This is a genomic window from Ruegeria sp. CE9, from assembly GCF_056537425.1.
Genome location: NZ_JBQFRO010000011.1, coordinates 15,870 through 42,646, shown reverse-complemented (window position 1 = coordinate 42,646; position 26,777 = coordinate 15,870). Strand labels below are relative to the sequence as shown.

Annotated in this window: 25 protein-coding genes; 13 read left to right on the top strand and 12 right to left on the bottom strand. The window is 57.8% G+C overall.

The features are described 5' to 3' along the window. Window positions 1–84: 84 nt before the first annotated feature. The 9 genes from ACR0B3_RS18420 to ACR0B3_RS18380 all read left to right on the top strand — a co-directional run bounded on the left by ACR0B3_RS18420 (window position 85) and on the right by ACR0B3_RS18380 (window position 10,760). Complete coding sequence (locus ACR0B3_RS18420) at window positions 85–888, top strand: inositol monophosphatase family protein (RefSeq protein WP_480810325.1); 804 nt, start codon at window positions 85–87, stop codon at window positions 886–888. Between the two features lie 4 nt (window positions 889–892). Continuing rightward, window positions 893–2,593: a Na/Pi cotransporter family protein gene (locus tag ACR0B3_RS18415; RefSeq protein WP_480810324.1), complete on the top strand. Its 1,701-nt coding sequence runs from the start codon at window positions 893–895 to the stop codon at window positions 2,591–2,593. A 7-nt stretch (window positions 2,594–2,600) separates the two neighbouring features. Further along, the gene (locus ACR0B3_RS18410; RefSeq protein ID WP_480810323.1) at window positions 2,601–3,440 is read left to right on the top strand and encodes an EamA family transporter; all 840 of its coding nucleotides are present in this window, start codon (window positions 2,601–2,603) and stop codon (window positions 3,438–3,440) included. A 178-nt stretch (window positions 3,441–3,618) separates the two neighbouring features. Beyond that, a complete protein-coding gene (locus ACR0B3_RS18405; protein ID WP_480810322.1) occupies window positions 3,619–4,509 on the top strand; it encodes a DeoR/GlpR family DNA-binding transcription regulator in 891 nt (296 codons plus the stop codon). Window positions 4,510–4,532: 23 nt separating this feature from the next. After that, the gene (locus tag ACR0B3_RS18400) at window positions 4,533–6,572 is read left to right on the top strand and encodes an ABC transporter substrate-binding protein (protein ID WP_480810321.1); all 2,040 of its coding nucleotides are present in this window, start codon (window positions 4,533–4,535) and stop codon (window positions 6,570–6,572) included. A 61-nt stretch (window positions 6,573–6,633) separates the two neighbouring features. After that, entirely contained in the window at window positions 6,634–7,638 is a 1,005-nt protein-coding gene (locus tag ACR0B3_RS18395; protein WP_170684680.1) for an ABC transporter permease, read from the top strand. A gap of 4 nt (window positions 7,639–7,642) precedes the next feature. Continuing rightward, a complete protein-coding gene (locus ACR0B3_RS18390) occupies window positions 7,643–8,773 on the top strand; it encodes an ABC transporter permease (protein ID WP_480810320.1) in 1,131 nt (376 codons plus the stop codon). Further along, a complete protein-coding gene (locus tag ACR0B3_RS18385) occupies window positions 8,770–9,765 on the top strand; it encodes an ABC transporter ATP-binding protein (RefSeq protein WP_170760869.1) in 996 nt (331 codons plus the stop codon). Before ACR0B3_RS18390 ends, ACR0B3_RS18385 begins: the two co-directional genes overlap by 4 nt. Next, window positions 9,762–10,760 (top strand): ABC transporter ATP-binding protein, encoded by a 999-nt coding sequence (locus ACR0B3_RS18380; protein WP_480810319.1) that lies wholly within the window; start codon window positions 9,762–9,764, stop codon window positions 10,758–10,760. Before ACR0B3_RS18385 ends, ACR0B3_RS18380 begins: the two co-directional genes overlap by 4 nt. A gap of 7 nt (window positions 10,761–10,767) precedes the next feature. Here the strand turns inward: ACR0B3_RS18380 and ACR0B3_RS18375 are convergent, their stop codons facing one another. Further along, a complete protein-coding gene (locus tag ACR0B3_RS18375) occupies window positions 10,768–11,865 on the bottom strand; it encodes an alpha/beta hydrolase (protein WP_480810318.1) in 1,098 nt (365 codons plus the stop codon). A 97-nt stretch (window positions 11,866–11,962) separates the two neighbouring features. Next, entirely contained in the window at window positions 11,963–13,270 is a 1,308-nt protein-coding gene (hslU, locus tag ACR0B3_RS18370) for an ATP-dependent protease ATPase subunit HslU (RefSeq protein ID WP_480810317.1), read from the bottom strand. Window positions 13,271–13,466: 196 nt separating this feature from the next. Here hslU and ACR0B3_RS18365 point away from each other — a divergent pair, with 196 nt between their 5' ends. Both ACR0B3_RS18365 and ACR0B3_RS18360 read left to right on the top strand, forming a co-directional pair. Further along, complete coding sequence (locus ACR0B3_RS18365) at window positions 13,467–13,868, top strand: DM13 domain-containing protein (protein ID WP_480810316.1); 402 nt, start codon at window positions 13,467–13,469, stop codon at window positions 13,866–13,868. Between the two features lie 104 nt (window positions 13,869–13,972). Continuing rightward, entirely contained in the window at window positions 13,973–15,214 is a 1,242-nt protein-coding gene (locus ACR0B3_RS18360; RefSeq protein WP_480810315.1) for an MFS transporter, read from the top strand. 29 nt (window positions 15,215–15,243) lie between these two features. Here the strand turns inward: ACR0B3_RS18360 and ACR0B3_RS18355 are convergent, their stop codons facing one another. Together ACR0B3_RS18355 and hslV are read right to left on the bottom strand one after the other, a co-directional pair. Then, window positions 15,244–15,597 carry a hypothetical protein gene (locus ACR0B3_RS18355; protein ID WP_480810314.1) on the bottom strand — a complete coding sequence of 118 codons (354 nt, stop codon included), beginning with the start codon at window positions 15,595–15,597 and terminating at the stop codon, window positions 15,244–15,246. Further along, window positions 15,594–16,151 carry an ATP-dependent protease subunit HslV gene (gene hslV, locus ACR0B3_RS18350; RefSeq protein ID WP_480810313.1) on the bottom strand — a complete coding sequence of 186 codons (558 nt, stop codon included), beginning with the start codon at window positions 16,149–16,151 and terminating at the stop codon, window positions 15,594–15,596. Before hslV ends, ACR0B3_RS18355 begins: the two co-directional genes overlap by 4 nt. Window positions 16,152–16,348: 197 nt before the next feature. On the opposite strand from hslV, the gene ACR0B3_RS18345 reads away from it, so the two are divergent. Then, window positions 16,349–16,546, top strand: a complete 198-nt coding sequence (locus tag ACR0B3_RS18345; RefSeq protein ID WP_480810312.1) for a DUF1127 domain-containing protein — start codon at window positions 16,349–16,351, stop codon at window positions 16,544–16,546. A 55-nt stretch (window positions 16,547–16,601) separates the two neighbouring features. Here the strand turns inward: ACR0B3_RS18345 and ACR0B3_RS18340 are convergent, their stop codons facing one another. Together ACR0B3_RS18340 and ACR0B3_RS18335 are read right to left on the bottom strand one after the other, a co-directional pair. Further along, window positions 16,602–16,964 carry a Lin0512 family protein gene (locus tag ACR0B3_RS18340; protein ID WP_480810311.1) on the bottom strand — a complete coding sequence of 121 codons (363 nt, stop codon included), beginning with the start codon at window positions 16,962–16,964 and terminating at the stop codon, window positions 16,602–16,604. Continuing rightward, complete coding sequence (locus ACR0B3_RS18335; protein WP_170684662.1) at window positions 16,961–17,311, bottom strand: Lin0512 family protein; 351 nt, start codon at window positions 17,309–17,311, stop codon at window positions 16,961–16,963. Before ACR0B3_RS18335 ends, ACR0B3_RS18340 begins: the two co-directional genes overlap by 4 nt. Window positions 17,312–17,485: 174 nt before the next feature. Between ACR0B3_RS18335 and ACR0B3_RS18330 the strand changes: the two genes are divergently transcribed. Beyond that, window positions 17,486–17,842 carry a hypothetical protein gene (locus tag ACR0B3_RS18330; RefSeq protein ID WP_480810310.1) on the top strand — a complete coding sequence of 119 codons (357 nt, stop codon included), beginning with the start codon at window positions 17,486–17,488 and terminating at the stop codon, window positions 17,840–17,842. Between the two features lie 84 nt (window positions 17,843–17,926). Here ACR0B3_RS18330 and trxA read toward each other — a convergent pair whose 3' ends face one another. From trxA to tsaE, 6 genes are read right to left on the bottom strand one after another with little or no spacing between them, the layout of a single operon-like run. Beyond that, a complete protein-coding gene (trxA, locus tag ACR0B3_RS18325) occupies window positions 17,927–18,247 on the bottom strand; it encodes a thioredoxin (protein ID WP_010442999.1) in 321 nt (106 codons plus the stop codon). A gap of 59 nt (window positions 18,248–18,306) precedes the next feature. Beyond that, window positions 18,307–21,666, bottom strand: coding sequence for a double-strand break repair helicase AddA (gene addA / locus ACR0B3_RS18320; protein WP_480810309.1), 3,360 nt, complete (start codon window positions 21,664–21,666; stop codon window positions 18,307–18,309). Further along, window positions 21,663–24,590 (bottom strand): double-strand break repair protein AddB, encoded by a 2,928-nt coding sequence (gene addB / locus ACR0B3_RS18315; protein WP_480810308.1) that lies wholly within the window; start codon window positions 24,588–24,590, stop codon window positions 21,663–21,665. The genes addA and addB overlap by 4 nt, the downstream gene beginning before the upstream one ends. Then, window positions 24,583–25,269, bottom strand: coding sequence for a nucleotidyltransferase family protein (locus ACR0B3_RS18310; RefSeq protein WP_480810307.1), 687 nt, complete (start codon window positions 25,267–25,269; stop codon window positions 24,583–24,585). Before ACR0B3_RS18310 ends, addB begins: the two co-directional genes overlap by 8 nt. Continuing rightward, window positions 25,266–26,270 carry an aminoglycoside phosphotransferase family protein gene (locus ACR0B3_RS18305; protein ID WP_480810306.1) on the bottom strand — a complete coding sequence of 335 codons (1,005 nt, stop codon included), beginning with the start codon at window positions 26,268–26,270 and terminating at the stop codon, window positions 25,266–25,268. The genes ACR0B3_RS18310 and ACR0B3_RS18305 overlap by 4 nt, the downstream gene beginning before the upstream one ends. Then, a complete protein-coding gene (tsaE, locus tag ACR0B3_RS18300) occupies window positions 26,267–26,737 on the bottom strand; it encodes a tRNA (adenosine(37)-N6)-threonylcarbamoyltransferase complex ATPase subunit type 1 TsaE (protein ID WP_480810305.1) in 471 nt (156 codons plus the stop codon). The genes ACR0B3_RS18305 and tsaE overlap by 4 nt, the downstream gene beginning before the upstream one ends. Between the last annotated feature and the right edge of the window lie 40 nt (window positions 26,738–26,777).

Sequence of the window (26,777 nt, the reverse complement as noted above, 5' to 3'; positions counted from 1 at the left end):
CGATCTGCTATGCATCCGGTTTTCCCGTCACATATTCGCGTGCCGCAACAGGGTACCGGGTGCCGTGATGAGGGATAGATCCAGATGCTAACGCCACCGGATACGATTACCACCCCAGAGGGCATGACAGATATCGCTTCCCACGCCGCCGAGATCGCCCGTATCGCGGCGCAGGCTGCACGTGGGTTTTTTCGCGGACGGCTGGGCGTAGAATTCAAGGCCGATGAAAGCCCGGTTACACAGGCCGATAGGGGTGTCGAAGCCGTGGTGCGGCAGTATCTGGCTGACCACTTCCCCGATGACGGTATCTTTGGCGAGGAACAGGGATTTGACGGGCAAGACCGGCAGAATGTCTGGATCGTGGATCCGATTGACGGCACTCGCTCGTTCCTGTCGGGGCACCCTTTGTTTGGGTTTCTGTTGGGATATCTCAAAGATGGCGCACCTCAATTGGGTGTGATCGGAATGCCCGCGCTGGGCGAAGTTCTGATTGGGGTCAAAGATCAGGGGACAACGCTAAACGGCGAACCTGTATCGGTCGGCGCGACTCGGTGCCTCAGCGATGCGGTCCTTTTCGTCAACGAAGGGGATAAGATCTATCGGGATCACCCTGCGCTATTTGATCGGCTGATGAACTCGGGACAGACCCGACGCTTTGCCTATGACTGCTACCCGCATGCGCTGCTTGCGATGGGGCATGTGGATGCGGTGATCGATTATGATCTGCAGCCTTACGATTACCTGCCCGTCTCAGTAGTTGTCCAAGCGGCAGGCGGTATCATGAGCGATTGGGACGGCAATCCGCTTAACCTGAACTCGGACGGTCGGGTGATATCCTCCGCCACGCCGGAACTGCATGCTGAGCTTCTTAATCTGGTGAACGGATAACGGGATGGCGATTGTCAGTTTCCTCATAAGTCTGGCCGGTGCAACGATGCTGCTGCTTTTTGCCGTGCGCATGGTGCGGACCGGGATCGAGCGCAGCTATGGTGCTTCATTTCAGCGGGTGATGACAGGGCAACGCAGCTATGCTCAGGCGTCGATGGTGGGCGTTGCCATGGCGGTTGTTTTGCAAAGCTCAGCAGCCGTTGCCTTGCTGACTTCAGGTTTCGCCGCAGGGGGAATGCTGGCCTTTCCAACCGGGCTGGCGATGGTGCTGGGCGGGGATCTGGGCTCAGCACTGATCATTCAGGTGCTGTCGTTCAAACTGGATTGGCTGGTGCCGATGCTGCTTGCGATCGGCGGCTATCTGTTCGTCAAGACCGAGGCTAAGAAGGCGCGCCAACTGGGCCGCATTCTGATGGGTATCGCCTTCATCCTGATCTCGCTGCGCTTTTTGCGCGAGGCGATGGACCCGATCCGTGATAGCGCCTTTCTGCCTGCTATTGCCGAGTATCTTGCCCGCGATTACATCACGGCATTCCTGGTCGGCGGGGCGCTGGCTTTTGTCATGCATTCCTCGGTCGCTGCGATTCTGATGTGTGTGACATTGGTGCAGATCGGGGCGATCCCCTTTGCTGCCGGTCTTTCACTGGTGCTGGGTGCCAATTTCGGCTCTGCTTTCATTCCGGTCTGGCTGACCCGTGGTATGGACCTGTCCGCACGGCGCATTCCCTTCGCTAATCTTGCATTGCGGGGTAGCTGGTCAATCGTCTCGCTGTTTGCCGCCAACCTACTGCTGCGGACCGGGGTGTTGGGCGAGTTGCAAGGTGGGCAAATGCTGGTGAACGCGCATCTGTTATTCAACGCCTCGCTGCTGATCCTGGCCCTGCCGTTCTGCGGCATGTTGTGCGCCCCGTTCGAGCGGCTATTGCCCGATCCCAAAAGCACTGAAAACAGCGCGCAGCCCGGCCAATCGATCAGCGCCTTGGACCTTGGCACCATTGGGCAGCCCAGTCAGGCGCTTCCAAACCTCAAGCGCGAGCTTTTGCGGATGAGCGATATGGTCGGTTCGATGTTCCGACCGATACTGGAGCTCTACCGCAGCGGCGAGAGAGAGCAGATCAGGGCGATCCGCGACATGGACACAAATGTTAACGAGTGCCTGTCTGGCATCCGGCAATATGTGGCGGCGATTCCTGCGGATGCGTTTGGCAAGGAAAACGCCAAGATCGCGCGGGATCTGATGGAATATGCGATCCGTTTGGAAACGGCGGGCGACGTCGTGGCCAAACGCCTGACCGCCCTGGCAGACGAAATGCGCAAAAAGGGCGCTTCGTTTTCGAAAGAAGGCTGGTCCGAGCTGATCGCGATGCACGAAGGTATTATGGCCAACCTGAAACTGGCCTCAAACGTTCTGATCTCGGACGATCTGGAAAGCGCGCGCCTGCTGAGCCTTGAGAAGACCGAGATCAAACGGGCCGAGCGTGACAGCCGCAAACGCCATCTGAAACGTCTGCAACATGGCAGCGCGGAAAGCTTCGAGACCAGCGATATCCACCTTGAAACCCTGCGCGCGTTTCGCGAGTTCAACAGTCACATCGCAGCGGTCGCCTATCCGATCCTGTACCGCAACGGGCAGTTGCTTGAAACGCGACTGATCGAGGAACTGCCGCAGATGGAGCAGGACCAGGATACAGAGATCAAAGGGTGATCTGACGGTGAACACCGGCATCGTTCTCATAATCCTTGCCGCCGCAATGCTGCACGCGATCTGGAACACCGTCGTCAAAACTGCCACCGACCGGACCGTCACATTGGGGCTGGTCGCCTTGGGTCACGTGATACCCGGCGCGTTGATGGTAATGGTTTTGCCGCTGCCCGATATCGCAAGCCTGCCTTATCTCGTGGGCTCGACCGTTGTGCATTTCGGGTACTTCTACATGCTCAATCAGGCCTATCGGCATGGGGATTTGAGCGTTGTCTATCCGATCGCGCGCGGGGTTGTGCCTGCGCTTGTGGCTCTTTGGGCGGTGATCTTCGCAGGTGAGCATTTGCCCATGCAGGCCTGGATCGGAATAGCAGTCATCGCTGCGGGCATTCAGGTGTCCAGCTGGTCGGTCCTCAGGCAAGGTGTTGGCAGGGCATCGCTTGTTTTTGCGTTGGGAACAGGCTGCTGCATTTCCGTTTACTCACTCGTCGATGGGCTGGGTGTGCGGGTCTCGGGTAACATCCTGAGTTACTGGGCCTGGCATTCGGTTCTGCACATATTCGTTGTTGGCTTCGTCGCAATGCGCAGGGGCACGCAACTGCTGGCTTTGCCGACGCGAACCTGGGTGATTGGACTAGCGGGTGGTATGGTTTCGATGACCGCTTACGGCCTGGTGCTATACGCCAAAAATTTTGCGCCGCTTGGCGTTGTCTCAGCTTTGCGCGAAACCTCGGTGATCTTCGCAGCCTTGATCGGATTCCTGTTCCTGGGCGAAGGCAATCCGATGCGCCGCCTCCTAGCGGCCGTGATGATGGCGGTTGGCGTCACCATGATAGCATTGTCGTCATGAACACGTGCTGGACTGGCTTGGGTGATTCTTGTTCGAGGATTGGAATCCAACCGCTGCCGCACCTGAAAATGCGGGTTTATTTTGCCCAGATGACCGAAAAAGGCAAAAAAACCAAAATTGTCGCAAAAGATTTACATTTATTGTGGATTTTTGCGCGGAAATGTGACCGAGTTTGAATATGGATGATGACAACGTAACCATCCCACATCGCGGCCGAGAGCTGTTGGATGTCCTTGCGCGGCTGGGGGGATCAGCGCGCAACACTCAGATCGCCCAAATCATGGACGTTTCTGAGGAAACGGTGCGTCGGCTGGTCAAGGCGTTGGCGCGCGTCAACAAGGTCGAGCGTGTGCATGGTGGCACCTATTTGTCCCGCGCACAGGATACGCCCATGTTCTCGGGTGCGCTGGAACACAATGCCGACGAGAAGACCAAAATCGCCAAGCGCGTTTGCGCGCTGCTTGAAGATGAGATGGTGCTGTTTGTCGCCGTCGGGTCTACGATGACCCATGTGGCCGAGCAGTTGCGCGAATTGCGTGGATTGACGGTCGTCAGCAATTCGCTTTCGGTGGTGGCCTCATTGGCCGATCACAATGGCACACGGGCCGTTCTGGCCGGTGGCGAAGTGATCCGATCCGAACGCGGAAGCTTTGGCCGCGCAGCTGAAGAGCTGGCCTGCCAATACAGCTATGATGCGGTGATCTGCGGTGCAGATGCGCTGTCGCTGGTCGGTGGTGTGTTGGCCTCTAACCCGCTTGAGGCGGATCTGACCCGCGCGTTGCGTGGAAACGCACATCGCATGATTGTTGCGGCAGACCATTCGAAATTCGGTGCGAGGGCAACCAACGTGTCGTGTCCGTTCGACAAGGTAACCGATCTGGTGACTGATATCGCCCCACCTGACGCCTTTGTCCCGGTCCTCAAGGATGCCGGGGTCAAACTGCACATTGCGTCGCATCACGAGGTCAAATCCGGGCCGGAAAAAACAGAGCCTCGGAAGCAAAAAAAGAACAAGGAAGCCTCCGACAGCAAATCGACCAAGTCGAGCGCTCGGAAACGCAAAGCATAATGAAATAAACCTAGGGAGAAACCATGAAAAAGCTTCTTATGTCTGGTGTGGCCTTTGCCACAATTGGGGGCGCGGCCTGGGCCAACTGCCCCGCTGCAACCGTCGCCGATATGCAGGGTGTATCTGCAGGTGCTTATCCGCAGCAGTTTGATCTGTCCGAGTTTCAATCGGCTGCAAACTGCACGCTTAGCTTTGCCGAGAATCCGACGATTGGGGACCTGAACGGTATGATCCGCGGCAACGGCGATTTGCCCGCCGTGGCAGATCGCCTGCCTGCTGATCCGCTGGTCATCGTACCCTATGACTCGATCGGACAGTACGGCGGTGTTTTGGATGCGCTGTCCAACGCCACTGAAAGCGGAACATCGGACTTCCTGTCGGTACGTCACGTGAACCTGTTCCGGTATTCGGATGACCTTCAGACTCTGGTGCCCAATGTGGCGAAATCCTGGGAATGGAATGATGCCTTCACCGAGCTGACGGTGACTTTGCGCGAAGGTCACAAATGGTCGGACGGTGCACCGTTCACCTCAGCGGATGTTGTGTTCTGGTACGATAATCTGATGATGGACACCAATGTCATCGCCGAAGCGAAAGACTATGCTTTGGCAGGCGGCGAACCCATGAAGGTTGAGGCGGTGGACGATACCACCGTTCGCTTTACCCTCGCTGCGCCCAAGCCGGGCCTGACCGAGACATTCTCGTTCACCTATGTGCAGCCTTACCAGCCCAAGCACTTCTTTGAAAAGTTCCACCCGGCGCTGGATGAGAATGCGGACGCCAACGCGCAGGCGCTTGGATATGAAAACGGGTACGAGCTGATCAAGGCCTATTATGGCAACTCGGACTGGATGGATACACCCTCGCCGATGCTGACAGCAGGCGACAAGCTGGCCGGTCTTCCGACCGACACCATGCCAACGCTTGAAAGCCACATCCTTGTGAAGGAAAGCACCGAGGGTCGCCATTATGTGGCCAACCCCTATTTCTTCCAGGTCGACACGCAGGGCAATCAGCTGCCTTACATTTCGGAAATGGACGAAACCTATGTTCCGGATGAAGAGGTCCGCACGCTTAAGCTGTTGAATGGCGAGGTCGACTATAAGTCGCAGGGTGTGAACCTCACATCGGCTCCGGTGCTGCTGGAAGGGCAAGAAAACGGAAACTACACCGTCGAGGTTAAGCCTTCGATCGGCTACCCGGTTCTGACCTTCAACGTGACCGCAGAAGACGAAGCCAAACGAGCCATCTTCAATGACATCCGCTTTAGAACCGCGATGTCTGTTGCTATGGATCGGGATCAGCTGAACGAGGTTGTTGCCTTTGGACTGGGAACGCCGACGCAGTATATCGGCTTCTCACCGCGTCCGGATTTCATCGACGAGAAATGGTCGAACCATGAGATCGCATTCGATGCGGAGCGTGCCAATGCATTGCTCGACGAGATTGGCCTGGTTGATCAGGACGGCGACGGTTTCCGCGATCTGCCAAACGGTGATCCGTTTGTTCTGGATTGGCAGTTCTCAACCCAGTCCGCTTCGGCGCAACTGATCGAACTGATCGCACAGAACTGGAAAGACGTTGGCGTCAACACCGCGATCAAAGAGGTCACTTCAGACGAGTTCCGCGCCGCTCAAACGGCGAACTCGCTGGATATGGGTCTGTGGCTGAAAAGCCAGCCTGCCGGTTCGATCCTTGGGGATGGCGAAATCTGGGTGCCTCCGTTCGACGGTTATTTCGACGTACGCACAGGGATGCTCTGGGCAGAATACATCAGCTCGAACGGCGAAAACGGCGTTGAACCGCCAGCTTGGGTTGCCGACCTGAAGGCGGCTCTGGATACTTATCAGTCCAGCGCACCCGGCTCGGATGCATCGGTTTCCGCCGCGCAGAAGATGGTTGAAATCATGACCGGAGAGCTGCTGTTCCTGGGCACTGTGAACGCCCCAGCGCCGATCTATCACTCGAACAATCTGCAGAACTTCACCGAGTTCAAAACGCAGTCTTACGAGTTCTATCGGACCTATCCCTACCGCCCCGCCCAGTGGTGGCTGAGCGAGTAAGGGTCAGACGACAAGAAGGTGGGCGCCTGCGCCCGCCTTCACGCATCCTGCGGGGACAGACATGTTGCAATTCGGTCGATTTGCCGCCACCCGGGCGGTCATGGCGTTGGTCACTTTGGTCATCGTTTCGCTGATCGTTTTTTCATTGATGGAGCTGGTGCCCGGAGACTGTGCCGAGCGCTATTTGGCGTATAAGAACACCCAAGGTTCCGCGATCACCGTCGCAGATGTTGCAGCCGAACGTGCCCGGTTGGGGCTGGATCAACCGTTCCTGACCCGTTGGGCCACGTGGTTGTCGGGGGCGTTTCGTGGTGATTTCGGCGAAAGCTGCATTCTGCGCGTGAACATCGCCCAGCTTCTGGGCGACAAGTTCTGGCTGTCGCTGTGGATCTGCCTTGGCGCTTTGACGCTGGCTTATGCCATTGCCATCCCTGTGGGTATCATTTCCGCTGCCTCGCGTAGTGCGGTGCTGAACAATTCGCTGCGGATTGTCAGCTATCTGGGTCTGGCGATGCCGAACTTTCTGCTGGCCCTGATGGTGATGCTGGTTTCGACCGTCTATTTCGGCGAGACGCTGACGGGCTTGTTTTCACCCGAATACAAAGAAGCGCCTTGGTCATGGGGCAAGTTTCTGGACTTGCTGAAACACGCTTGGCTGCCAATCTTCATTCTTGGCTGGTCGGCCACCGCCTTTGCGCTGCAAACCGTTCGCGCGTTGATGTCGGATGAGATCGGCAAGCTATACGTTACGGCCGCTGCCGCGCGGGGCATTTATGGCCGTCGCCTGCTATGGCGCTATCCGGCCCGTCATGCGCTGGGGCCGATCGTCAACAGCCTTGGCTTTGACCTGAACCGGATTTTCAACGAACTCCCCATTGTGGCGCTGATCCTGACATTGACCGAAGCCGGGGCGCTGTTGTTGGAAGCGCTGGCACGGTCCAACGACCAGCAACTTGCTGGGGCCATCATCTTTCTGCTGACCGCCTCCATCGTGACGTTGAACTTCTTCACAGACATTCTGCTTGCGGCCATCGATCCGCGCGTCCGCAAAAGTATTCTCAGGTGACAAGATGACCGCGACATCCACCAACCAAAAGGCGAAAGAAGCCTATTTCACCGCCTCGCAGCGTCAACTGATCTGGGCAAGGTTCAAGAAACAGCGCGCGGCCATGATTGCGGCCACTGTTCTGGTTGTGCTGATCCTGTCGGGTATCTTCGCCCCGTTCCTTTCGCCATATGATCCCACAGCAGCGGGGCGCGACAAAGACTATCTGAACGGCGCCCCGCAGATCCCGAAATTCTGCGACAAGAATGGATGCTCGATCCGCCCGTTCTTGCACGGGGTGACCCGCGAACGCTCGCTCGCGACAAACTTCCGCTGGGTCGAGAAGGTGAACGAGGATGAACGCAGGTACATCCAGTTCTTTGTGCGGGGCGATAAATATAAACTGTTTGGCTTCATACCCGGCGATATCCACCTGTTTGGCGCCGATGAGGGCTATGTTCATCTGTTCGGAACCGACAGTGCCGGCAAGGATATTTTCAGCCGCACGCTGCATGCGGTTTGGACGTCGCTGCAGGTTGGAACGCTGGGGGTCATGATCTCATTCGTACTGGCGCTCGCGATCGGCGGGGTCGCCGGATACTACGGTGGAATGGTGGATAGCGTGATCCAGATGATCACCGACGCGATCCGAACGGTTCCGGCTATACCCCTTTTCATGGCAATTGCTGCCTTTATCCCGCCGGAATGGTCGGCGGAGACAAGGTTTTTTGTGATAACGGCGATATTGGGATTGGTGGGCTGGCCCACGCTGGCACGACGGGTGCGCACCCACCTGCTGACGGAGCGCAATCAGGAATACGTGCTGGCGGCCCAGCTATGCGGTGCGTCTCCGGGTCATGTGATCCGGCGCCATCTGTTGCCCAGCTTTACCAGCTATATCATCGTCGATCTGGTTATCTCGTTTCCCTACATGGTACTCAGCGAAACGGCGCTCAGCTTTATTGGGCTTGGGCTGAAAGACCCGGTCAACTCACTGGGTGTGATGCTGCAGAACGTGACCAAGGCAGATGTTCTGCTGAACTACCAATGGTACTTTATCCCGGTCATCTTTTTCGTCGTTCTGGTGATGTCATTTGTGTTCGTGGGCGATGGCCTGCGTGATGCGGCCGATCCATACTCGGAGACCCGCAAATGAGCTTGATCGATGTCAACAACCTGACCGTCCAATTCAAAACCGACGAAGGGCTGATAACGGCAGTTGAGGATGTATCGTTCTCGCTGGCTCCGGGTGAGATCATGGGGTTGGTTGGCGAAAGCGGTTCCGGTAAATCGGTGACGGCCAAATCGCTGATGAAATTGAATCCGGCAAACACCGTTTATTCTGCTGAAAGCGGCATCACGCTGCATCTCGACAGTGGACCCGTCGACGTGATGGCGCTGAATCGGCCCCGCGATATGGAGGTCGTGCGCGGCGGCGCAATCAGCATGATCTTTCAGGAACCGATGGCCAGTTTTGCCCCTGCCCTGACCATTGGCAAGCAAATGGTAGAACAGCTTTTGGTTCATTCCGATATGAACAAAAAACAGGCCAAAGAGCTGTCGATCGAGATGCTTGATCGGGTTGGCATCTCTGACCCGTCGACCCGCATCAACCAATATGCGTTCGAGATGTCGGGCGGCATGCGCCAGCGGGCGATGATCGCCATGGCGCTTTCAACCAGACCCAAGCTGCTGATCGCGGATGAGCCAACTACCGCTCTGGACGTGACGATCCAGGCGCAGGTCATCGATCTGATGAAAGACTTGGTATCCGAGTTTGGCATGGGCATCATTTTCATCACCCATGATCTGGGTGTTGTGGCGCAAACCGCCGACAAGGTGGCGGTGATGTATCTGGGCAAGATGATTGAACAAGGTCCGGTGCGTGACGTGATCCGCAACCCGTATCACCCCTACACGCAGGGCCTGATCGATGCGCTGCCGCAGCTTGATGATCTGGACAAACCTCTGACTCCGGTGCCGGGAGATATCCCCTCACCTCTGGAGCGGCCCGAAGGCTGCGTGTTCCACACCCGGTGCGGCAAGATCGTTGGCGATATCTGCCGCACAACCCCACCCGATTGGGCGCAGACCGGAGAAAATCACCGCACGGCATGTTATCTTTGTCACGAGGGCCAACACGCATGAGCGGCGATAACCTGATCGAAACCCACGACCTGTCGGTCGGCTTTCCAGTGGGTGGAAAAGTATTCAACAAGCGCATATTGAAGGCGGTGAACAAGGTTTCGTTGTCGATCCCGCGTGGTTCATTCTTCGGTGTTGTAGGCGAAAGCGGATCGGGCAAAACCACATTTGGCCGTGCCCTGCTGAATGCAGCGCCGATCACCGAAGGCACGGCGCAGTATGACGATGGCGAGGTCAGCTATGATTTGGGCGCTTTGGAGGGTGCGGATCTGAAAGAATACCGCCGCCGTGCGCAGCTGATCTTTCAGGACCCCTATGCCGCCCTGTCCCCACGGATGACCGTGCGCGATATCATTGCCGAACCGCTCGAGGTCATGGGCCTATGCAAATCACGCGAGGAAATCGACGAACGCGTACGCGAGATCGCCAGCCTGTGCCGGTTGAATCTTGAGCATTTGCGCCGCTTCCCTCATGCCTTCTCAGGCGGTCAGCGTCAGCGTATCTCGATTGCCCGTGCACTGGTCTCACGCCCGCGCTTTGTGGTGGCGGATGAAAGCGTCGCTGCGCTGGATGTTTCGATTCAGGCGGATATCCTGAACCTGCTGAAATTACTTCAGGACGAGATGGGGCTGACCTATCTGTTCATAAGCCACGATCTTTCGGTCGTGGCGCACACCTGTGATCATGTGGCGGTGATGTATCTGGGCCAGATCATGGAATCCGCGCCTACCCGTCGGTTGTTCCAAGCTCCGCGCCACCCCTATACCAAGGCCCTGTTTTCAGCGATCCCTTCGCTTGATCCCGACGATCGCGGCAAGGCACAAAAACTGGTGGGTGAGATCCCCTCGCCCACCGATCGGCCGACCGGGTGCCAGTTCCATACCCGCTGCCCCTTTGCCACCGATCTGTGCATTCGCGAGGAACCAAAGATGGAAACCTGCGAGAATGATCACTCAGTGACCTGCCATCGCTGGCGCGAGCTTCAATTGGCAGAATAAGGTGGCGTTACGGTGTGCTGACTTGCGCCTGCCCTGTTTCGGTCAGGACGATCTCGGTGGCGCCGTCTGTGTTGCGCTCGCTGGGCGGCACCAGAACATCGATGCCGGGTCGATCGGGGCCGAAGGTGTTGCTGACCCGGCGGACCGAACTGAGAATGGCCAGTAGCGCCGGAGAGGTCGCCGCCACGAAATGCGAAGACCCTGCATCGCTGTTGAACGCGGTCGTGTCGACTACGCTGATCGGGTATTCGGCCAGTTCGTCGACCGAGCTGATATTGCCCAATCTTTTGCTATCTGCTGTGCCGCGCAGACGGGCTGACAGGTTCAGGATCTTGTCCTTCTTGGACACCATCACCAGAAACGGGTCGGGCGGCTTCTTGATGGCATTCATCTGGGAGCGGAACAGATCGACATCCAGATCGGGCGAAATCAGGATGACCCCTTCCAGATTTCGGTGTGACCAGCCAGGTTCGCGCAGTTCAGCCTGGCGCATCATTTCCATCGATAGGGCACCGCCCATTGAATGCGCGAGCAGGATGACCCGTTTCACGCCCATGGACTTGAGTGTTCGAATTGTCTGCTCCAACCCGTCACGGGCAAACAGCATACTGTCCAGATCATAGGCATAGCCAGTACCCCGCGCCTGGCTGGGCCATGAATAGATCAGCGTGGTTCCAGGAATACCGATATCATGGCTCAGCTGAGCGGCGCGAAAGGCGGTTTCGGTTTGCGTCGCGTTATAGCCGTGGACAAAGATCACCACGTCATCCACACCGCGCAGCCGGGATTTCAGATCTTGTGGACCTGAAAACTCGGTGACATCGGCCACAACGAACTGTTTGTTCGGGTTTGGGTTCGAGTATGAGAACTCAAGCGCACCCGGCGTGTGCGACGGCGGGATCGAAACGGTCATCTCAAGATACCGCAACGCCTCGGCTCGGTTGGCGCCATAGCTGCCATCTGGTTCGCGCGCGCGGGTGGTTGCGGCAAAGACCGTGGCGGGGGTGCCGACTTTCAGGGCTTCGGGTGTGATCTCGGTAACGGACCGATCTACACAGGCACTCAGCCCCAACAAGGTTACAAAGATGATCAGATAGCGCAGCACGGTCTGCCCTTACACGGTTACAGCACTACGCTATCTCATTCCCAACTCGCGTCCAGCCCGACGGCACAGGCAACCGGCAAAAACCGGCTGGCCGCTGTTACAAAACGTAACGGCTGAGGTCGGTGGATTTGGTCAGCTCACCCAGATTGTCGTTCACGAAACCTGCATCAACGGTGATTTCAGCGCCTGCCTGATCGGGTGCGGTAAACGAAAGTTCTTCGAACACCCGCTCCATCACCGTGTAAAGACGCCGCGCGCCGATATTCTCGATGCTTTGGTTCACATCCGCTGCGATCCGTGCCAGCGCCGCGATGCCGTCGTCGGTAAAGCTGACCGTGACCTCTTCGGTGCCCATCAGGGCGGTGTATTGGCGCGTCAGAGCGTTGTCGGTCTCGGTCAGGATACGCACGAAATCTTCTTCGGTCAGGGCGCGCAGTTCCACGCGGATCGGCAGACGACCCTGTAATTCCGGCAAAAGGTCCGAGGGCTTGGCGATGTGGAAGGCACCGGATGCGATGAACAGGATGTGGTCGGTTTTTACCGGACCATGTTTGGTGCTGACAGTAGTGCCTTCGATCAATGGCAGCAGGTCGCGCTGCACCCCCTCGCGGCTGACGTCACCACCGCGTGCTTCGGCCCGCGCGCAGACCTTATCGATCTCATCCAGAAACACGATGCCATTCTGTTCGACCGACTCCAACGCTACGCGGTTGACGGTTTCATCATCCAACAGCTTGTCAGCCTCTTCTCCGATCAGAGCTTCATAGCTGTCGGCCACGGTCATACGCTTCTTGACGGTGCGCCCGCCAAAGGCCTTGCCGAATATATCGCCCAGATTCATCATCCCCATCTGGCCACCCGGCTGACCCGGAATGTCGAACATCGGCATCGGGTTCGGCGTGTCGGACAATTCCAGTTCGATCTCGGTATCGTCCAGCTCACCGGCTTTCAGCTTCTTGCGGAACATCTCGCGCGTGGCTTCACGGGCGTCAGTGCCTGCGATGGCCTCGATCACGCGATCCTCGGCGGCCTGATGGGCGCGGGTTTTGACATCCTCACGCATATATTCGCGGGTTTGCAGGATTGCCGCATCAGCCAAATCGCGCACGATCTGTTCCACGTCACGACCAACATAGCCAACCTCGGTAAACTTCGTAGCCTCGACCTTGATGAAGGGCGCGCGCGCCAGTTTCGCCAAACGGCGGCTGATCTCGGTTTTGCCAACTCCGGTGGGGCCGATCATTAGGATGTTTTTTGGATAGACCTCATCGCGGATATCATCCGGCAATTGCTTGCGCCGCCAACGGTTGCGCAGCGCCACAGCAACAGCGCGCTTGGCATCTTTTTGCCCGATGATAAATCGGTCCAGTTCCGAGACAATCTCGCGCGGGGTCAGGTTGGTCATATCAGGTTCAATCCGTTTGTTTCAGCGGAACCTAATCATAAGGCGCGAAAACACAAGCCGATCACAGAAACATCACGACAATACACAGAGTGCACACGGAAATTCGTGATGATGTGAATCGTCACAAAGCACCTGGATGATCCATAACCGCAGGGCATGCATTTCTGCCTGCAAAGTTATAACGGAGAACCAAACAATGATGACTCGTCGTTCGCTTTTTGTGAATGCAGCCGCGGCCGGTGCGGCGGTAACGCTGGTTGGCGCAAATACAGCGCTGGCCGGAGGCGCCAAGAAAAAAGGCCAATTCGAAGGCCGCTCGAACCATATCACAACAGGTTCGGTAAAATTGGTCAAAGATGGCGAGCGCTACATCGTTGAACTGGGCGAGGACTTTTCCTTGGACAACGGTCCCGACCCGCGCGTGGCCTTTGGTAAAGACGGCACACACGCCCCCGACAGCAAACTGGGCGCGTTGCTACACCTGACCGGCAAGCAATCCTATGCCGTTCCGCCGACAATGGATGTCTCGGGATATAATGAAGTCTACATTTGGTGCGAGGTTGCGGGTGTCCCGCTGGGCGTTGCTTCGCTGAAGTAATCAAATGAGCAGAGGTCGGCGCACCCGACCTCTGTCACGCCATTAGGTAACAGCGCAACTGTCTGTTACACTTGCCCCAAGGTATTGGAACTGGGGGCGTTTTCATGACCAAGATTGCCAAGATCACCTTGCTGTTTGTGGTCTTTGTCGACCTGATCGGGCAAGGGCTGGTGTTTCCTATCATCAACTCTTTGATCATGGAAACAAAGTCGGGATTCCTGCCGGAAAGCACGGCCATGGGCACGAGGCATTTCTATTATGGTCTGGTGATCGGCTGCTTCTTTCTGTCTTGGTTTCTGGGTGTGGTCTATGTTTCGAAAGTCTCAGATTCCATCGGGCGCAAGAATGCCCTTCTGGTCTGTCTGACCGGAGCGCTGGCCGGCTACGCCCTGACCATCGCCGCGCTTTATCTCAACAGCCTGCTATTGCTGATTATCGGTCGGTCGATCACCGGGTTTACCGCAGGCAATCAGCCCATCGCTCAGGCGGCAATGATTGACGGCAGCACAGATGCAGCCGACCGAGATCGCAATATGGGCTACATCGTGACCGGTGTCAGCTTTGGCCTTGTGGGCGGCCCTATTATCGGCGCGGTCCTGTCCGATGCCGCTTTGTTGGGCAGCGCGGCAACGCTGAAGACGCCGTTCTACGGGGCGTTTGTGTTGGTCCTGATCGCCATCTTTCTCGTCACCATGTTCTTCAAGGACACCAGAACCGAGCGCGAACCCTTCGTCTTCCGTCCCCGTGACATCACCGACAGCCTGATTGCTGTGCGCGAGCACCCGCTGGTTCTGAAGATTATGCCAGTCTATGCGCTGTTCATGGTTGCCAATGTCACCTTCTATGTGTTCGTCGACAACTTTCTGACCAGCGCGTGGGGCTATGGCGTGATCGGAGGCAGCATGGCGATGGTGGTTATCGGCGTTGCGCTGGCCTTTTCCAGCACCTTCCTTGTGAAACCAGCGCAAGAGAGGTTCAGCAAGCACCAGATCATCTACACCTCTCTGGTTATTATGGTCATCTGCGGCTTTGGCTTCGCCTTCAGCCCAAGTGGCGTGCTGAGCTATGTGCCAGTCTTCTTCTTCTACTTCTTCTTCGGCGTATCTTATCCGACGCTGCTGGGCCTGTTCTCTTCCAGCGTTGCTGAAACCGATCAGGGCTGGGTCATGGGCGTGACCACAGCCGTATTCTGCCTTGCAGGCGGTATCATGTCCCTGATCGGAGGCGGATTGATGAGCATCGACATCCGCGTCCCCTACTACATCGTCATCGTGACCGCACTTATGGGCCTGATCGGGATGCATCTCAGGTGGAAGGGTAAAGAGATCAAAGCGCTACTGGCTTAAAGAACATACGCTGAAGCGGAAAGGGTTACCTACTCCTGCTCTTCCTCGATTACTTCTTCGTCAAGTTTGCGCTGGCTTTCCTGTAGTGGCGCGCGCTCGATCAGTGCCCAGATTTCCTTTTTGGTCTTCTTTGAAACAGCGCCTCGGGCTCCCAGCTCGATCAACAGCGAGCGCGTTTGATCTTCTGTACAACCTATTGTTCTGCTGAGCCGTTGCAGAGTTTTGAACTTGTATTTCGTATCCCTCAACATGGACTCAAGCAGCTTCTTGCGCGGCTCTTTCCATGTCTTGGCGTGCTTCCGGCTTCGATATTCATCAAGCACAATCGGCCCAACAATGCCGCCAATCAGCCCACCAAATATCGCTGCCAGAACTGCACTCATGATCCGATCGTCTCAACCGTCAGATTGCCATTGGTATAGACGCAGATATCCGCAGCAATTGCCATGGCTTCACGCGCCACATCTTCGGCCGGCTTATCGCTGTCCATCATCGCTCGGGCTGCGGCAAGGGCAAAGTTGCCTCCTGATCCGATGGCGGCGACGTTATGTTCGGGCTCAAGCACGTCCCCTGCCCCGGTGATGACCAGCAGATCCTTCCCGTCTGTCACAATCAGCATCGCCTCGAGCTTCTGCAGATACTTGTCGGTGCGCCAGTCCTTGGCGAGCTCGACCGAAGCGCGCGCCAGTTGGCCGGGCGTCGCCTCAAGCTTGGCTTCCAGACGTTCCAGCAGCGTGAACGCATCTGCCGTAGATCCGGCGAATCCGGCGACCACTTCGAAGCCGCCCGGTGACAGGCGGCGCACTTTTCGCGCAGTGCCCTTGATCACGGTTTGGCCAAGGCTGACCTGCCCGTCCCCGGCGACGACAACCTGCCCGCCCTTCTTGACGCCAATGATGGTGGTGCCGTGCCATCCGGGAAAATCGCTGTCTGCCATGAATGCCTCCGTTATCCGTGCTGCCATATATGGGCCGGGTACGGGTTCTGCGCAACCGGTTCTCAAACCGCTCAAAAGATATGCAGAAAACGCAAACCGGGGCTGTTGAGTCAGCATTTGTGAGACTCAGCCGCCGGAGTTACATGAGGCTCACAACCGACAACGGGTCGGCTGTTTCTGTTAAAAGGACTACGCACATGGCAAACGCAATCGCAAAAACCCATGCGCCGCGCGGAGCAGTCACCATCCTGCACGCAGTGGACGCATTCTCGCACGCATTCGAAAACGTTGTCGAATGGTACCAGTCTTACAAGACACGCAAAGAGCTGTCGGATCTGTCCGACGCGCAATTGGAAGACGTCGGCCTGACCCGCGCCGATATCGCCAAATTCTGATCCGCGATCAGATAAACCGCAAGCTGAGCCGCTCAAACGAGCGGCTTTTTCTTTGTCAGCTTTGTGTGAACTTTCCTGTCAGATCAGGCAGATAGGCCTCGATCGCTGCGGTGGCGACCACATGGCGCGTACTGGCCTCGGCGTCATCAACATTCAGCCCGCCTTTGACCGCCCGGACCGATGCGCGTCCACGCGGCAAATCAGCGGCAACTAGATCGCAATCGACCGCATCGGGCTGTTGAACACCGATCGTAAGCTCGACGCGCATTTCTTCATGGCTGATGCCCAGTTTGGAAAACAATGTGATCGACGAGTGATGCAGAGCATCCTGCACCGCGCGGCGCGCGGCTTTGGTATAATCCTGACCGTACAGGTCGTTCCCGGTTCCCATCTCAAGAATGATACGCTTCTCGGTCATTGCGCGGGCTCCATATCGAACGAGACGATGATCGCGGCATTCGCGATCACTGTGTGGCCATCGGTGTGGGGCTTGTCGATATCCAGCCCTCCATGCGTGACCGTGATATTTGGCTGCCCATAGGGAAACACAGCCTTCAGCACCTCGGTATCCACGCGATCCGGCTGCTGAACCCCAATCTCGGCGTCAATGATCATGGCTTCCTTCGGAAACCCGAACAGCTCGGCCATATTGACCGAGTTATGCCAGAGCGCATCCTTAAGCGCCCGCAGCGCTGCTTCGGTATAGTCTTCACGCCGCAACGACGTGCCCATCCCGAATTCCACCAATACCCGTGTTTTGGGCATGTCGCCTCCTTATTCCTGATGACCGGACAATCTGCATGAGTCCGTACGAATTGAAAGAACCAAAACAAGGAATTGCATCCGGCCAATCCACAAAACCCGAATGTTTGGAGTATGTCGCCCGATCAACTAGAATTCGGATTGTTTAAGCACGCGATCAAAGAAAGGCTTGTTTCCATGGCGATTTTTCGGCTCATGTCATCATTGATCATGTTTGGATTTCTCGGGGCTAATGTGTCCGCCGAAGAAATTGAGAGCAAAACGAAGTTCACAAACCTGATCGTTGGTAAAAAGCTGGTTCAGGGCGAGACTTGGGTGATCATTCACAAGAACGGGACGGTTGAGGGCAAAGGCCCGAATGGTGGCAGTATCAGCGGTACATGGGAGTGGAAAGACATGTATTACTGTCGGGAAATCGTAATCGTAGGCGAAGTGATGCCCCATGACTGTCAGGTGGTGTCTATCGAAGACAACGCCGTCACATTCACTCACAAAGATGGTGCCGGAGTATCGGTGAGTTGGACAATCGAATGAGTCTGACTTCGTGTCACATAAGGGTCTCAACGAAAAAAGGCGCCCAAAGCAGGACGCCTTTGTGATTTCGTGATTTAGCGAAACTCAGATCGACTCGTCGATCCAGCTTTGCAGTGCGGCTTTGGGGGCAGCGCCTGCGCGGTTGGAAACCACTTGGCCATCCTTGAAGATGAACAGCGCCGGAATGCCGCGAACACCCATCGCAGCCGCCGCGTTCGGGTTGCTGTCAACGTCCACTTTGGCAATCTTCACCTTGCCGCCATATTCGCTTGCCAGCTCTTCCAGGGCGGGGCCGATTTGCTTACAGGGGCCGCACCACTCGGCCCAGAAATCCACCACGACGGGGATATCGGAATTCTTGACTTCAGCGTCAAAGGTGTCGTCGGTAACGGCTACGGTCGACATGTCTGTCTCCTGACTCGGGAATGCTTGGGCTCAGAACCTAGGTGCGGCACCGGGCAAGGTCAAGATATAGGGTTTCGTCTCAGGGCGTCTGTCACCATATCGTGTGGCAGCCACATCAAACGCGCGGTTCGGGTCCACAGTATTGCGGTGCGGATCTTGTGGTCCGGATAGATTTGCGATAGCGCATGGGCATAGGCTCCCATCTGGCGCAACAGCCCCTCGGGGCAGGCTTCAGGCCGGTCCGGAACCGTGGCGTTTGATTTGAAATCAATCACATGGGCCTCAGTATCCGTGACAATCAGCCGGTCGATGACCCCATGTAGTCGTGTGCCATTCAGATCGGCCGTCACCGGAACCTCGGCCAGCGTTTCCGCGGCAAAGACAGGTTTCAGATGTTCGGCCGTCAGGACTGCGTTGGCCTCCGTCAGCAGCTCTTGCCGCTCCACCTCTTGTATATCGGCCAGAAGCCGCGTGCAAAGCTGTGGCCATTGATCACGCGCTACTGCTGGAAGGTGTTCCAGCAGCAAGTGCAGCTGTGTTCCACGCCGTTTCGCAGTCTCTTCATCTTGCCCCGCATCTCCGGGCAAGGCCTTCGCACCCCCTAGATCAGAGGGGCTGAGCGTTTCGGCTGGCGCGGGTACATTTGGCGCGGGGTGGTCGAAAAACGCAGGCAAATGCTGTTCGTTGTGCGGGATGCTGCCCTGTTCAACGGCGGGCAAAGCCTCCCAATCTCCATGCGCCAGTCGAAGGGTCTGGGTGCCGGGCAGCAACGTGGCCCCTGCCCGCGCCATCGCGGTCTCAACCATCTGATACCAGCTGTTGCCATCCTTACCCACATCCCCGGCAGCGGCCACAACCAGCCACTTTTCCGCCCGTGTTAGAGCCACATATAGCAGCCTCAACCGTTCATTTTCTTCGCGCGCTCGGGCGTCCTCGCGAGCTGTTGCAACCAGCGCGGGTGAGGCATCCGAGGGCACTTTCCACAGTGGTGTCTCGCCTGCCATCATGATCTCGGCATCGCGTGGCGGTTGGCGTTTACCGGTATCCGGCAGGATCACAATTGGTGCTTCCAACCCTTTTGATCCATGAACGGTCATCACCCGGATCATGTTGCCGACACCGCTCATCTGGCGCTTGATCTCCAGATCGTCGGTTTGCATCCAGACCAGAAATCCGGTGAGGCTGGGAATATCGGTGCGCTCATAAGCCAGCGCTTGTGACAAAAGCGCGTTGATGCCGTCTTCAGCTTCGGCCCCCAGACGACCCAGTAGTTTCCTGCGCCCATCATGGCGCGTCAGTATGCGCTCGATCAGGTCATATGGGCGTAAAAAGTCGGTTTGCCCGCGCAGATCGTTCAAAACGGCCAGCGTTTCGGGGAATTCCTCAGATCGATTGCGCAGCGCGGCCCAAAGGTAAGTTTCCTCTCGGCGATGGGCCAGATCGAAGAGCTGTTGTTCCGTCCAGCTGAACAGCGGAGATTTCAGCACTGTCGCCAGCGACAAGCTCTCCTCGGGCGTGGCCAGAAAGCTCAGCAAGGCGGCCAGGTCCTTAACCGCCAGTTCTGCGCCCACTTTCAGGCGGTCTGCTCCTGCGATGGGCAGGCCCTCGCTTTTGCAGGCGCGAATGATCTCGGCAAACAGGTCCGAGCGGCGCTGGACCAGGATCAAAAAGTCCCCGGGCCGAACTTTTCGCCGAACAAATTTTCCGGAAGTGTCACCATCGTCAGGGATCGTTGTGCCATCCCTGATCATATCTCTGATAGACCGCGCGATCTGTTCGGCCAAAATGACCGTGTGATGCCGTGCGCCGGGCCGGTCAACCGGGTCGGTCCAGTCGGCATCATCGTCGTCTTCGACTTTCTCGACAACAGGCCAAAGGTCTACGCGCCCCGGAAGATCAGCCTTGAACGCGCGGTGCAGCGCATCCTTGTGAAACCCTGCCTCGGCACGGTTTTCGAACAGAATATCAACCAGCCCAAGGATCGCACTGGACGAGCGGAAGGAATATTCCAGCGTCGAATCCAACAGTTTAGAGCCTGATTCCTGCAGTTTTCGCCCAAATTCGGCCTGCATCCGGTCAAAGGCCTGTGGATCGGCGCCCTGGAAGGAATAGATCGACTGTTTCTTGTCCCCGACCACAAAGATCGTCCGCTCGACCCCGGATCGAGCCCCCTCACCGCTGGTGAATTCCTGCGCCAACTTTTCGATCACATCCCACTGATCTGGGCTGGTGTCTTGTGCCTCGTCAACCAGAATATGGTCGATGCCACCGTCCAATCGATACAGAACCCATTCCGCTACTGCCGGATCGTTCAAAACCTGCCGGGCGCGCAGGATCAGATCGTCGAAATCCAGCCAGCCGCGCAGTTGCTTCCGCCGTTCGTATTCCGGCAGGAAGGCTGCAGCAAAGCGATGTAATACATGGGTTTTCTGTGCTGCAACCAGCGCCAGACGCTGTTCCCGCGCGGCCTCAACACGCAGCATCAAGGCCTCAAGCTGAGGCATCCGATCAGCCAGGGCACCTTCGCGGAGCGCTTTGGTTGGAAAGCTGCCGAGTTTGGCGGTAAAAGGTTCTTTCGCTGACTTTCCCGTCAAAAAAACACTTTCAAGAACTGGCAGACTGCTGAGTCTCGCCTCTGTGAAAGTAGCAAGTTTTTCAGCCGCTTTGGCATTGTTGCCCCCGCTTTCAGAAAGCGCGGGCAGGATGGATTGGGCCAACTCGACCTCACCGCCCAAGAACACGCTGTGCAGCAAAACCTGCTCATCAAACCCATCTGGAAGATCAAAGCGTCGCAAAAGCTCTGGCCATTGCAGCGCATATTCGAACTGGTTCCTCCGCTGCGCGGCAGCAGCGGTCAATTTTTCAAACCCCGTATCGGTGACAAACCGGGCCACATCCTCGATCAACGCTGCCTGAGGACCTTCGGCGAAATCCTCGATAATCTCTTCGCGCAACAACGCAGCAGCGCGATCTTCCATTTCAGCAAACTGAGGGCTGACCCCGGCCTCAAGCGGGAACCGTCGCAGCAGCGAGGCGCAGAACGAGTGAATCGTCTGGATCTTCAACCCGCCGGGCGTCTCGATGGCGCGCGCGAACAAAGTGCGTGCTTGCGCCAACCGATCGGGATCGATCACTCCGGGTACGCCGAGTTCGATCAGCTCGTCCTGAAGGGCATCGTTGTCCAGCATCGCCCATTTGCCCAGACGCTTGAACAATCGGTTCTGCATCTCGCTGGCGGCGGCTTTGGTATAAGTCAGGCACAGAATGTGCTGAGGTTGTACGCCGTCCAGCAAAAGCCGCGCCACCCGGTCGGTTAACACCCGTGTCTTTCCCGAGCCCGCATTGGCCGCCAACCAGGTCGAGGCATCCGGGCGCGCGGCCTGAACCTGCCGCTCGGTCGCGTCGTTGCGGGGGGTCATGTTAGATCCTCCGGAGCGGTTTCCGCAGAACGATCCCACTCGCCGAACCGGGCGAGTTGATCGTAATCCCCGATATCGGCGTCTTTGTGCAGCATTCGACGGGATGAAAACCCCTGATCAGGCTCTAAATAGGCCGAAATCAGTTCCTTAAGCTCGGCCAGAACCTTGTCGGTCGGCTCTTTCTGCAATGGTGCAGGCACCTCTTTGTAGGATCCCCCCATGCCGATGAAGATCGCCTGTGCAACGGGCAAAGGGTCGAACCCGTCGATTCCCCCTTGCTCGGCCATTGCGGCCTCGATCAGCAATTGCTTGTCGAATTTGGCCTGCTGACTTTCTGTTGGCGGGGTGCCGGTCTTGTAGTCGATGATCCGCAATGCGCCCTGCCCGCTTCGGTCGATCCGGTCGGCGCGTCCGACTATCGTGAAATCCAGCGGGGTCAGCTCTGTCCGCATTCCCACTTCAAAGGCCACCGGGCCACCATCAGAGCGGCGCTGAATTTCGGCAGATAGAAAACTGTCGGTAATCCGCTCCAGTCGTGCCAGCCACAGCTTCCGCGCCGTCGGCCATGCAACGTGATCCTCAAGCAAAGCCTCTGCCCGTTTCAGAAAATTCTCGCGGTTCAGCAATGCCGGATCCAGAACGCTGTCGCGCACGAATTGTTCCATTACTTCGTGGATCACAATGCCGCGCAACAGCGCGTCCGGCGCCTGGACCAGCGGGTCAAGCGGTTTCAGGCGCAGGACATGCCGGGCGTAGATGGCATAGGGATCGCGGATAAGCCGCTTGATCTCGGTCACCGATAGCCGCCTCGGGCGCGCAGCTACCGGCGGACGTGGGGATGGGCGAAGTGCAGGCGCAATCGGGGGCGCCTTTTCCAGAGCATCAGCCCACTCCAACCATTGCTGGCCCCGCGCGCGCATCGCAGCCAATGCGTCCGTTCCGCCCTGATTCGGCAGGCCCTCCATCAGATTGGTCATGCGGTTCAACCAACGGGACGGTACAGTTTCCGCATCATCCGACCGGATGGCGCGGGTCAAAACCACCTCGGGTGCACCTGCGGCTTGCTGGAAGTCATGCGCGGACAGGCCGATCCGGCGTTCTGGCAACAAAAGCCCGGCGTCATTGCGCATCTGGCGGTTCAGCCAGGGGTCGGGCGCCGCGGCCTCGGGCCAACTGCCTTCGTTGAGGCCACCCAAAATCAACAGATCAGCGCCTTGCACACGGGCTTCTAACGTGCCCCAGATCATCAGATGAGGGTGCGGCGCATCGCGATCGCGCACCTCTTCACCTGCCAGCAAAGCGCCCAACAGATCGGCGAAATCATGGGCGGTCATCGCACCGCCGTGAGGCGCTTCGTCTTCCAGAGAGGTAATTACGGCAAGCGCCTTCTGACCCGCATTCTTGTCCCACAATGTCCCCGGCTCGCCTGTCGTACCGGCCGAAATTGCTTCGGCTAGTGTGCGAAGCCGGGCAACCCAGTCAGAAAGAGGTCGCTCGCCCAGGCCGTGATTATCGCAGAAGGCATCAGTGACCCAGCGGATCCAGCCCTCAGGCGCATCGGTGCGGATGGCAAAGGCGGTCAGGCTGGCGCTGTCGGGAAAGGGCGGGCCATGGCGGCGGAGATCTAGTTCCAGATCGCGGGTATGCAGTAGGTGGCTCCCCCGATCGCCGCCATCATGGCACAGCGGATGTTTGAGCAGCGTCAGCAGTGCCTCACCATCCAGACGACGCGCAAACAAACCGGCGACATGGCGCAGAAACCGCCCGGGCGGAGACAGCTGCAGCGGCAGGCCCGCGCTGTCATCAGGTAATATGTTCCACCGGTCCAGCGCGGCGCTGACCTGACGCGTCAACATCCGGTCCGGCGTGATCAGGGCTGCCGTTTGTCCGGTCTCGACCGCCTGACGCAAGCGCAATGCAATCGCCAAGGCTTCAGCGCGAGGGGAAGACGCCTCGATCAATGTAACATCCTTGGTGGCACCGCTCAGATCGGGCAGGTTCGGGCCTTCTGTCATCCATGCGTCGGTTACCGGGGCAGGGCGTAAGGCAAGCGAAATCAGCTTGTTACGGGCGGGCGAAGGGGCTTCAGCCGCCGTCCATGGCCGGATTTGTTTCGGGCCAAGGCCAAGTTCCAGCATCAGTTTGCGAAAGCGATATTGCGGATGATCCTCTGACGTCAGCGCGTCATCCAGATTGCGCCAGACATGCTCGGGCTGGTCGAAATCATAACCCGGCAGCACCAGCGCCCCTTGCGGCAGGCGGGCGATTGCCTGCATCAGCATCAGTGTCGTCCCGCGCGACCCGGTGGAGCCCGCCAGTATGACCGGATGCTGGGGCGGGGCGACCTGCCAGCGTGCAATCAGGGCTTCGACCACACGTCGTTGCCGGGCCTGTGCGTCAAGCGCGTCCGCCCCGGACTCCATGAACTGGTCAGCGATCCCGATAAAGGCCTGTGCCCGCGCCCAGTGTCCGGACATGTCGCTGACATCTAGTTGCCGGATCGCCTCGGGTGAGACGCCTTCGCCCTGCATCTCATCGATCAGTGCGGCCAGACTGTCGGACAGATCGAACAATGAGGATCGCGCGGCCAGATCGGGTTGCTGGTCCAGCAGTTTGGCGATCAGCTGTGTCAGCTCAAGCCTTCGGCGCAAAGGAGGGATCGCGCGTGGGATCTGCGCCAGGTCTGCGCTTTCACCCAGATCGGTGACCAGCGATAATCGAGGCAGCAGGCACGGGGGGCCTTGATCAAACAGATCCCGGACCCGGCGCGCCATGCGACGGGTATTGATCACCAGCTGAACCCGGGCCAGCGCATCTGGCGGCTGACCAGCAATCCGCTGACGCAACCCATCGACCAACACCTTCGGGAAATCCGCACCCGGCGACACCGCGAAAACCCGGGGCAGGGTGCTGGGTTCAAACATTAGCAATCAACCCCTCGGCCAGCGCAATACCCTCGGGCCGCCCAACGTCGCACCAACGACCCGGGTAGCGCAACGCAAACAGGCGCTCTTGCTGTCGCATTTGATCCCACAATACGTTCAGCGAAAACACCTCGTCGCCGATATCACGCAAACCATCGGTTTTCAGGATTTGCGCTCCGCCGTAAACCAAACCGGCCCCGCGGGTGATCCGCTCCGAGCTGTCCTGCGTGAAATCACCCGGACCTGCATGGCCAAGAGTTTGTTCCACCGGAATGCACATTAGCAGCGCATCCATCTCATCTGGATTCCAGTGATTCTTTAGCAGATTCAGTGGGTTAGGTCCGACCCAGATCGCGTCACTGTTCAGGGTGAAAACCGGACCCGACCCAAGCAGCGGCAGCGCCGCGCGCAACCCTCCGCCCGTATCCAGAATGTTCGGCTCTTCCCGCGACAACGCCACGTCGCGGCCTGCTAGATGATCCGCCAGCTGATCCGCGTGATAATGCAAGTTGGCAACAATGTTCAAAGGACGCAATGCATCGAACAGATCCAATGTGTGATCGATCAAAGGCCGCCCGGCGACCTCGATCAGCGGCTTGGGCCGGTCTTTGGTCAGCGCGCCCATACGGGTACCAAAACCAGCGGCAAATACCATTGCAGCTTCGGGCGTGCCGGTCATTGCGATCTCAGCTTTGCAAGGTTTTTCGGGCTTGGTTCGGGCAGCGCATTGCGCAGCAGGTCAGCCACCGGAACCAACGCGGGATGTTCCAGATCGCGCATCAGATGTGCCCAGGCAGCCGGGATCAGGTCCACATAATGCGGCTTTCCATAATCCGTCGCCAGTCGGGCAAAACCGCCCAGAATCCTAAGGTTACGCTGCGCGCCCAGCACCGCGTAGGCTGTGCGGAAATCATGCCCATCGACGCCGGTTGCGGTGATATAGCGGTCGATCATCCGCATCTCGATTCCAACAGGGACCGTCCGGCGCACATCTTGCAGCAGCGACATCAGGTCATACGCAGGATGCCCCAGCATGGCACTTTGAAAATCCAGCAGGCCCACGCGCGCCAGACCGTCACGTTCGGGCAGCCAGATCAGGTTTTCCGCGTGATAGTCACGTTGCACAACCACACGCGTTCCGCCGGTTTCGCGGTGCAGGATATCGGCAAAGCGCAGTTCGAACCGGGCGCGCGCCTCTTCATCATGCGAGCTTTGAATGCCCTGCGCATATTTCGTGAACGAAAGCGCCGCAAGTTCGGTCATCAGGGCCGGGTCATAGCTGTCGAGCGAAATCGTGGGCGCCGCGTGAAGGTGTACAAGCACGTCGGTTGCCGCGTCATACAGGGTACGCTCAAGCGATGGATCATCCCGCAAAACGCGGGCAAACAGCGCGTCCCCAAGATCTTCGAGCAACAGAAAGCCGTATTGACTGTCCTCGGCGTGAATCTCGGGCGCGCTCAGTCCGATCGAGCGCAAATACTCCGACATACGCACAAAGGGTTCGACATCCTCACCCTTATCGGGCGGGGCGTCCATCAAAACTGCTGTCCGGCCCGTCGCTGGGTCGGTCAGCCGCTCGTATCGGCGGTTCGAGGCGTCACCCGCCAAAGGTGCGTGTTGAGCACCGTTCCAGGGGGTTTGCGCGATCAGGGCTTCAGCCAGAATGGCCCGGTTCGTCATTGGATCCTCTCCAGCATGGCGCTCCATTTCGGGTCTGACCAACTCAGCGCAAGGTGCCGCGTGTCCTGATCGTCGGGGTCGGTGGTGAATCGGATCAACAGGGCCGAGGCTGGTGTAAGCGGGCCCAGCTTTTCGGGCCACTCAACAAGGCAGATACTGGTTTCGAAGGCCTCGACCAGACCCAATTCTTCGATCTCTTCTACCGAAGTGAGCCGGTAGAGGTCAGAATGCCAGACCTCCCCAATTTCTGTTTCATAAACTTGAACCAGAGTGAATGTGGGCGAGGGTACATCCTCGGGAACAGACAGGGCCGATTGTATCAGAGACCGCGCAAAATGGGTTTTGCCACTGCCGATTGCACCTTCCAGCAAGATGGTATCACCAGCACGCAGCGCATTGCCCAATCGGGCAGCAAGATCAGCAGTGTCCTGAGGGGATTTTGAGGTCAATTCGAGCGGTGCAGTCATGGCGCCACAATGAACCTGCGCCCGGTTGGCTGCAACCCGG

Bases quoted from the DNA above. Each gene is read 5' to 3' on its own strand.
- addA (WP_480810309.1), bottom strand. From the start codon at position 21,666: ATGACCCCCCGCAACGACGCGACCGAGCGGCAGGTTCAGGCCGCGCGC.
- ACR0B3_RS18330 (WP_480810310.1), top strand. From the start codon at position 17,486: ATGGCGATTTTTCGGCTCATGTCATCATTGATCATGTTTGGATTTCTC.
- ACR0B3_RS18420 (WP_480810325.1), top strand. From the start codon at position 85: ATGCTAACGCCACCGGATACGATTACCACCCCAGAGGGCATGACAGAT.
- ACR0B3_RS18345 (WP_480810312.1), top strand. From the start codon at position 16,349: ATGGCAAACGCAATCGCAAAAACCCATGCGCCGCGCGGAGCAGTCACC.
- ACR0B3_RS18355 (WP_480810314.1), bottom strand. From the start codon at position 15,597: ATGAGTGCAGTTCTGGCAGCGATATTTGGTGGGCTGATTGGCGGCATT.
- ACR0B3_RS18385 (WP_170760869.1), top strand. From the start codon at position 8,770: ATGAGCTTGATCGATGTCAACAACCTGACCGTCCAATTCAAAACCGAC.
- tsaE (WP_480810305.1), bottom strand. From the start codon at position 26,737: ATGACTGCACCGCTCGAATTGACCTCAAAATCCCCTCAGGACACTGCT.
- ACR0B3_RS18360 (WP_480810315.1), top strand. From the start codon at position 13,973: ATGACCAAGATTGCCAAGATCACCTTGCTGTTTGTGGTCTTTGTCGAC.
- ACR0B3_RS18335 (WP_170684662.1), bottom strand. From the start codon at position 17,311: ATGCCCAAAACACGGGTATTGGTGGAATTCGGGATGGGCACGTCGTTG.
- ACR0B3_RS18395 (WP_170684680.1), top strand. From the start codon at position 6,634: ATGTTGCAATTCGGTCGATTTGCCGCCACCCGGGCGGTCATGGCGTTG.
- ACR0B3_RS18405 (WP_480810322.1), top strand. From the start codon at position 3,619: ATGGATGATGACAACGTAACCATCCCACATCGCGGCCGAGAGCTGTTG.
- hslU (WP_480810317.1), bottom strand. From the start codon at position 13,270: ATGACCAACCTGACCCCGCGCGAGATTGTCTCGGAACTGGACCGATTT.
- ACR0B3_RS18305 (WP_480810306.1), bottom strand. From the start codon at position 26,270: ATGACGAACCGGGCCATTCTGGCTGAAGCCCTGATCGCGCAAACCCCC.
- ACR0B3_RS18310 (WP_480810307.1), bottom strand. From the start codon at position 25,269: ATGACCGGCACGCCCGAAGCTGCAATGGTATTTGCCGCTGGTTTTGGT.
- hslV (WP_480810313.1), bottom strand. From the start codon at position 16,151: ATGGCAGACAGCGATTTTCCCGGATGGCACGGCACCACCATCATTGGC.
- ACR0B3_RS18340 (WP_480810311.1), bottom strand. From the start codon at position 16,964: ATGACCGAGAAGCGTATCATTCTTGAGATGGGAACCGGGAACGACCTG.
- trxA (WP_010442999.1), bottom strand. From the start codon at position 18,247: ATGTCGACCGTAGCCGTTACCGACGACACCTTTGACGCTGAAGTCAAG.
- ACR0B3_RS18415 (WP_480810324.1), top strand. From the start codon at position 893: ATGGCGATTGTCAGTTTCCTCATAAGTCTGGCCGGTGCAACGATGCTG.
- ACR0B3_RS18390 (WP_480810320.1), top strand. From the start codon at position 7,643: ATGACCGCGACATCCACCAACCAAAAGGCGAAAGAAGCCTATTTCACC.
- ACR0B3_RS18400 (WP_480810321.1), top strand. From the start codon at position 4,533: ATGAAAAAGCTTCTTATGTCTGGTGTGGCCTTTGCCACAATTGGGGGC.
- ACR0B3_RS18365 (WP_480810316.1), top strand. From the start codon at position 13,467: ATGATGACTCGTCGTTCGCTTTTTGTGAATGCAGCCGCGGCCGGTGCG.
- addB (WP_480810308.1), bottom strand. From the start codon at position 24,590: ATGTTTGAACCCAGCACCCTGCCCCGGGTTTTCGCGGTGTCGCCGGGT.
- ACR0B3_RS18380 (WP_480810319.1), top strand. From the start codon at position 9,762: ATGAGCGGCGATAACCTGATCGAAACCCACGACCTGTCGGTCGGCTTT.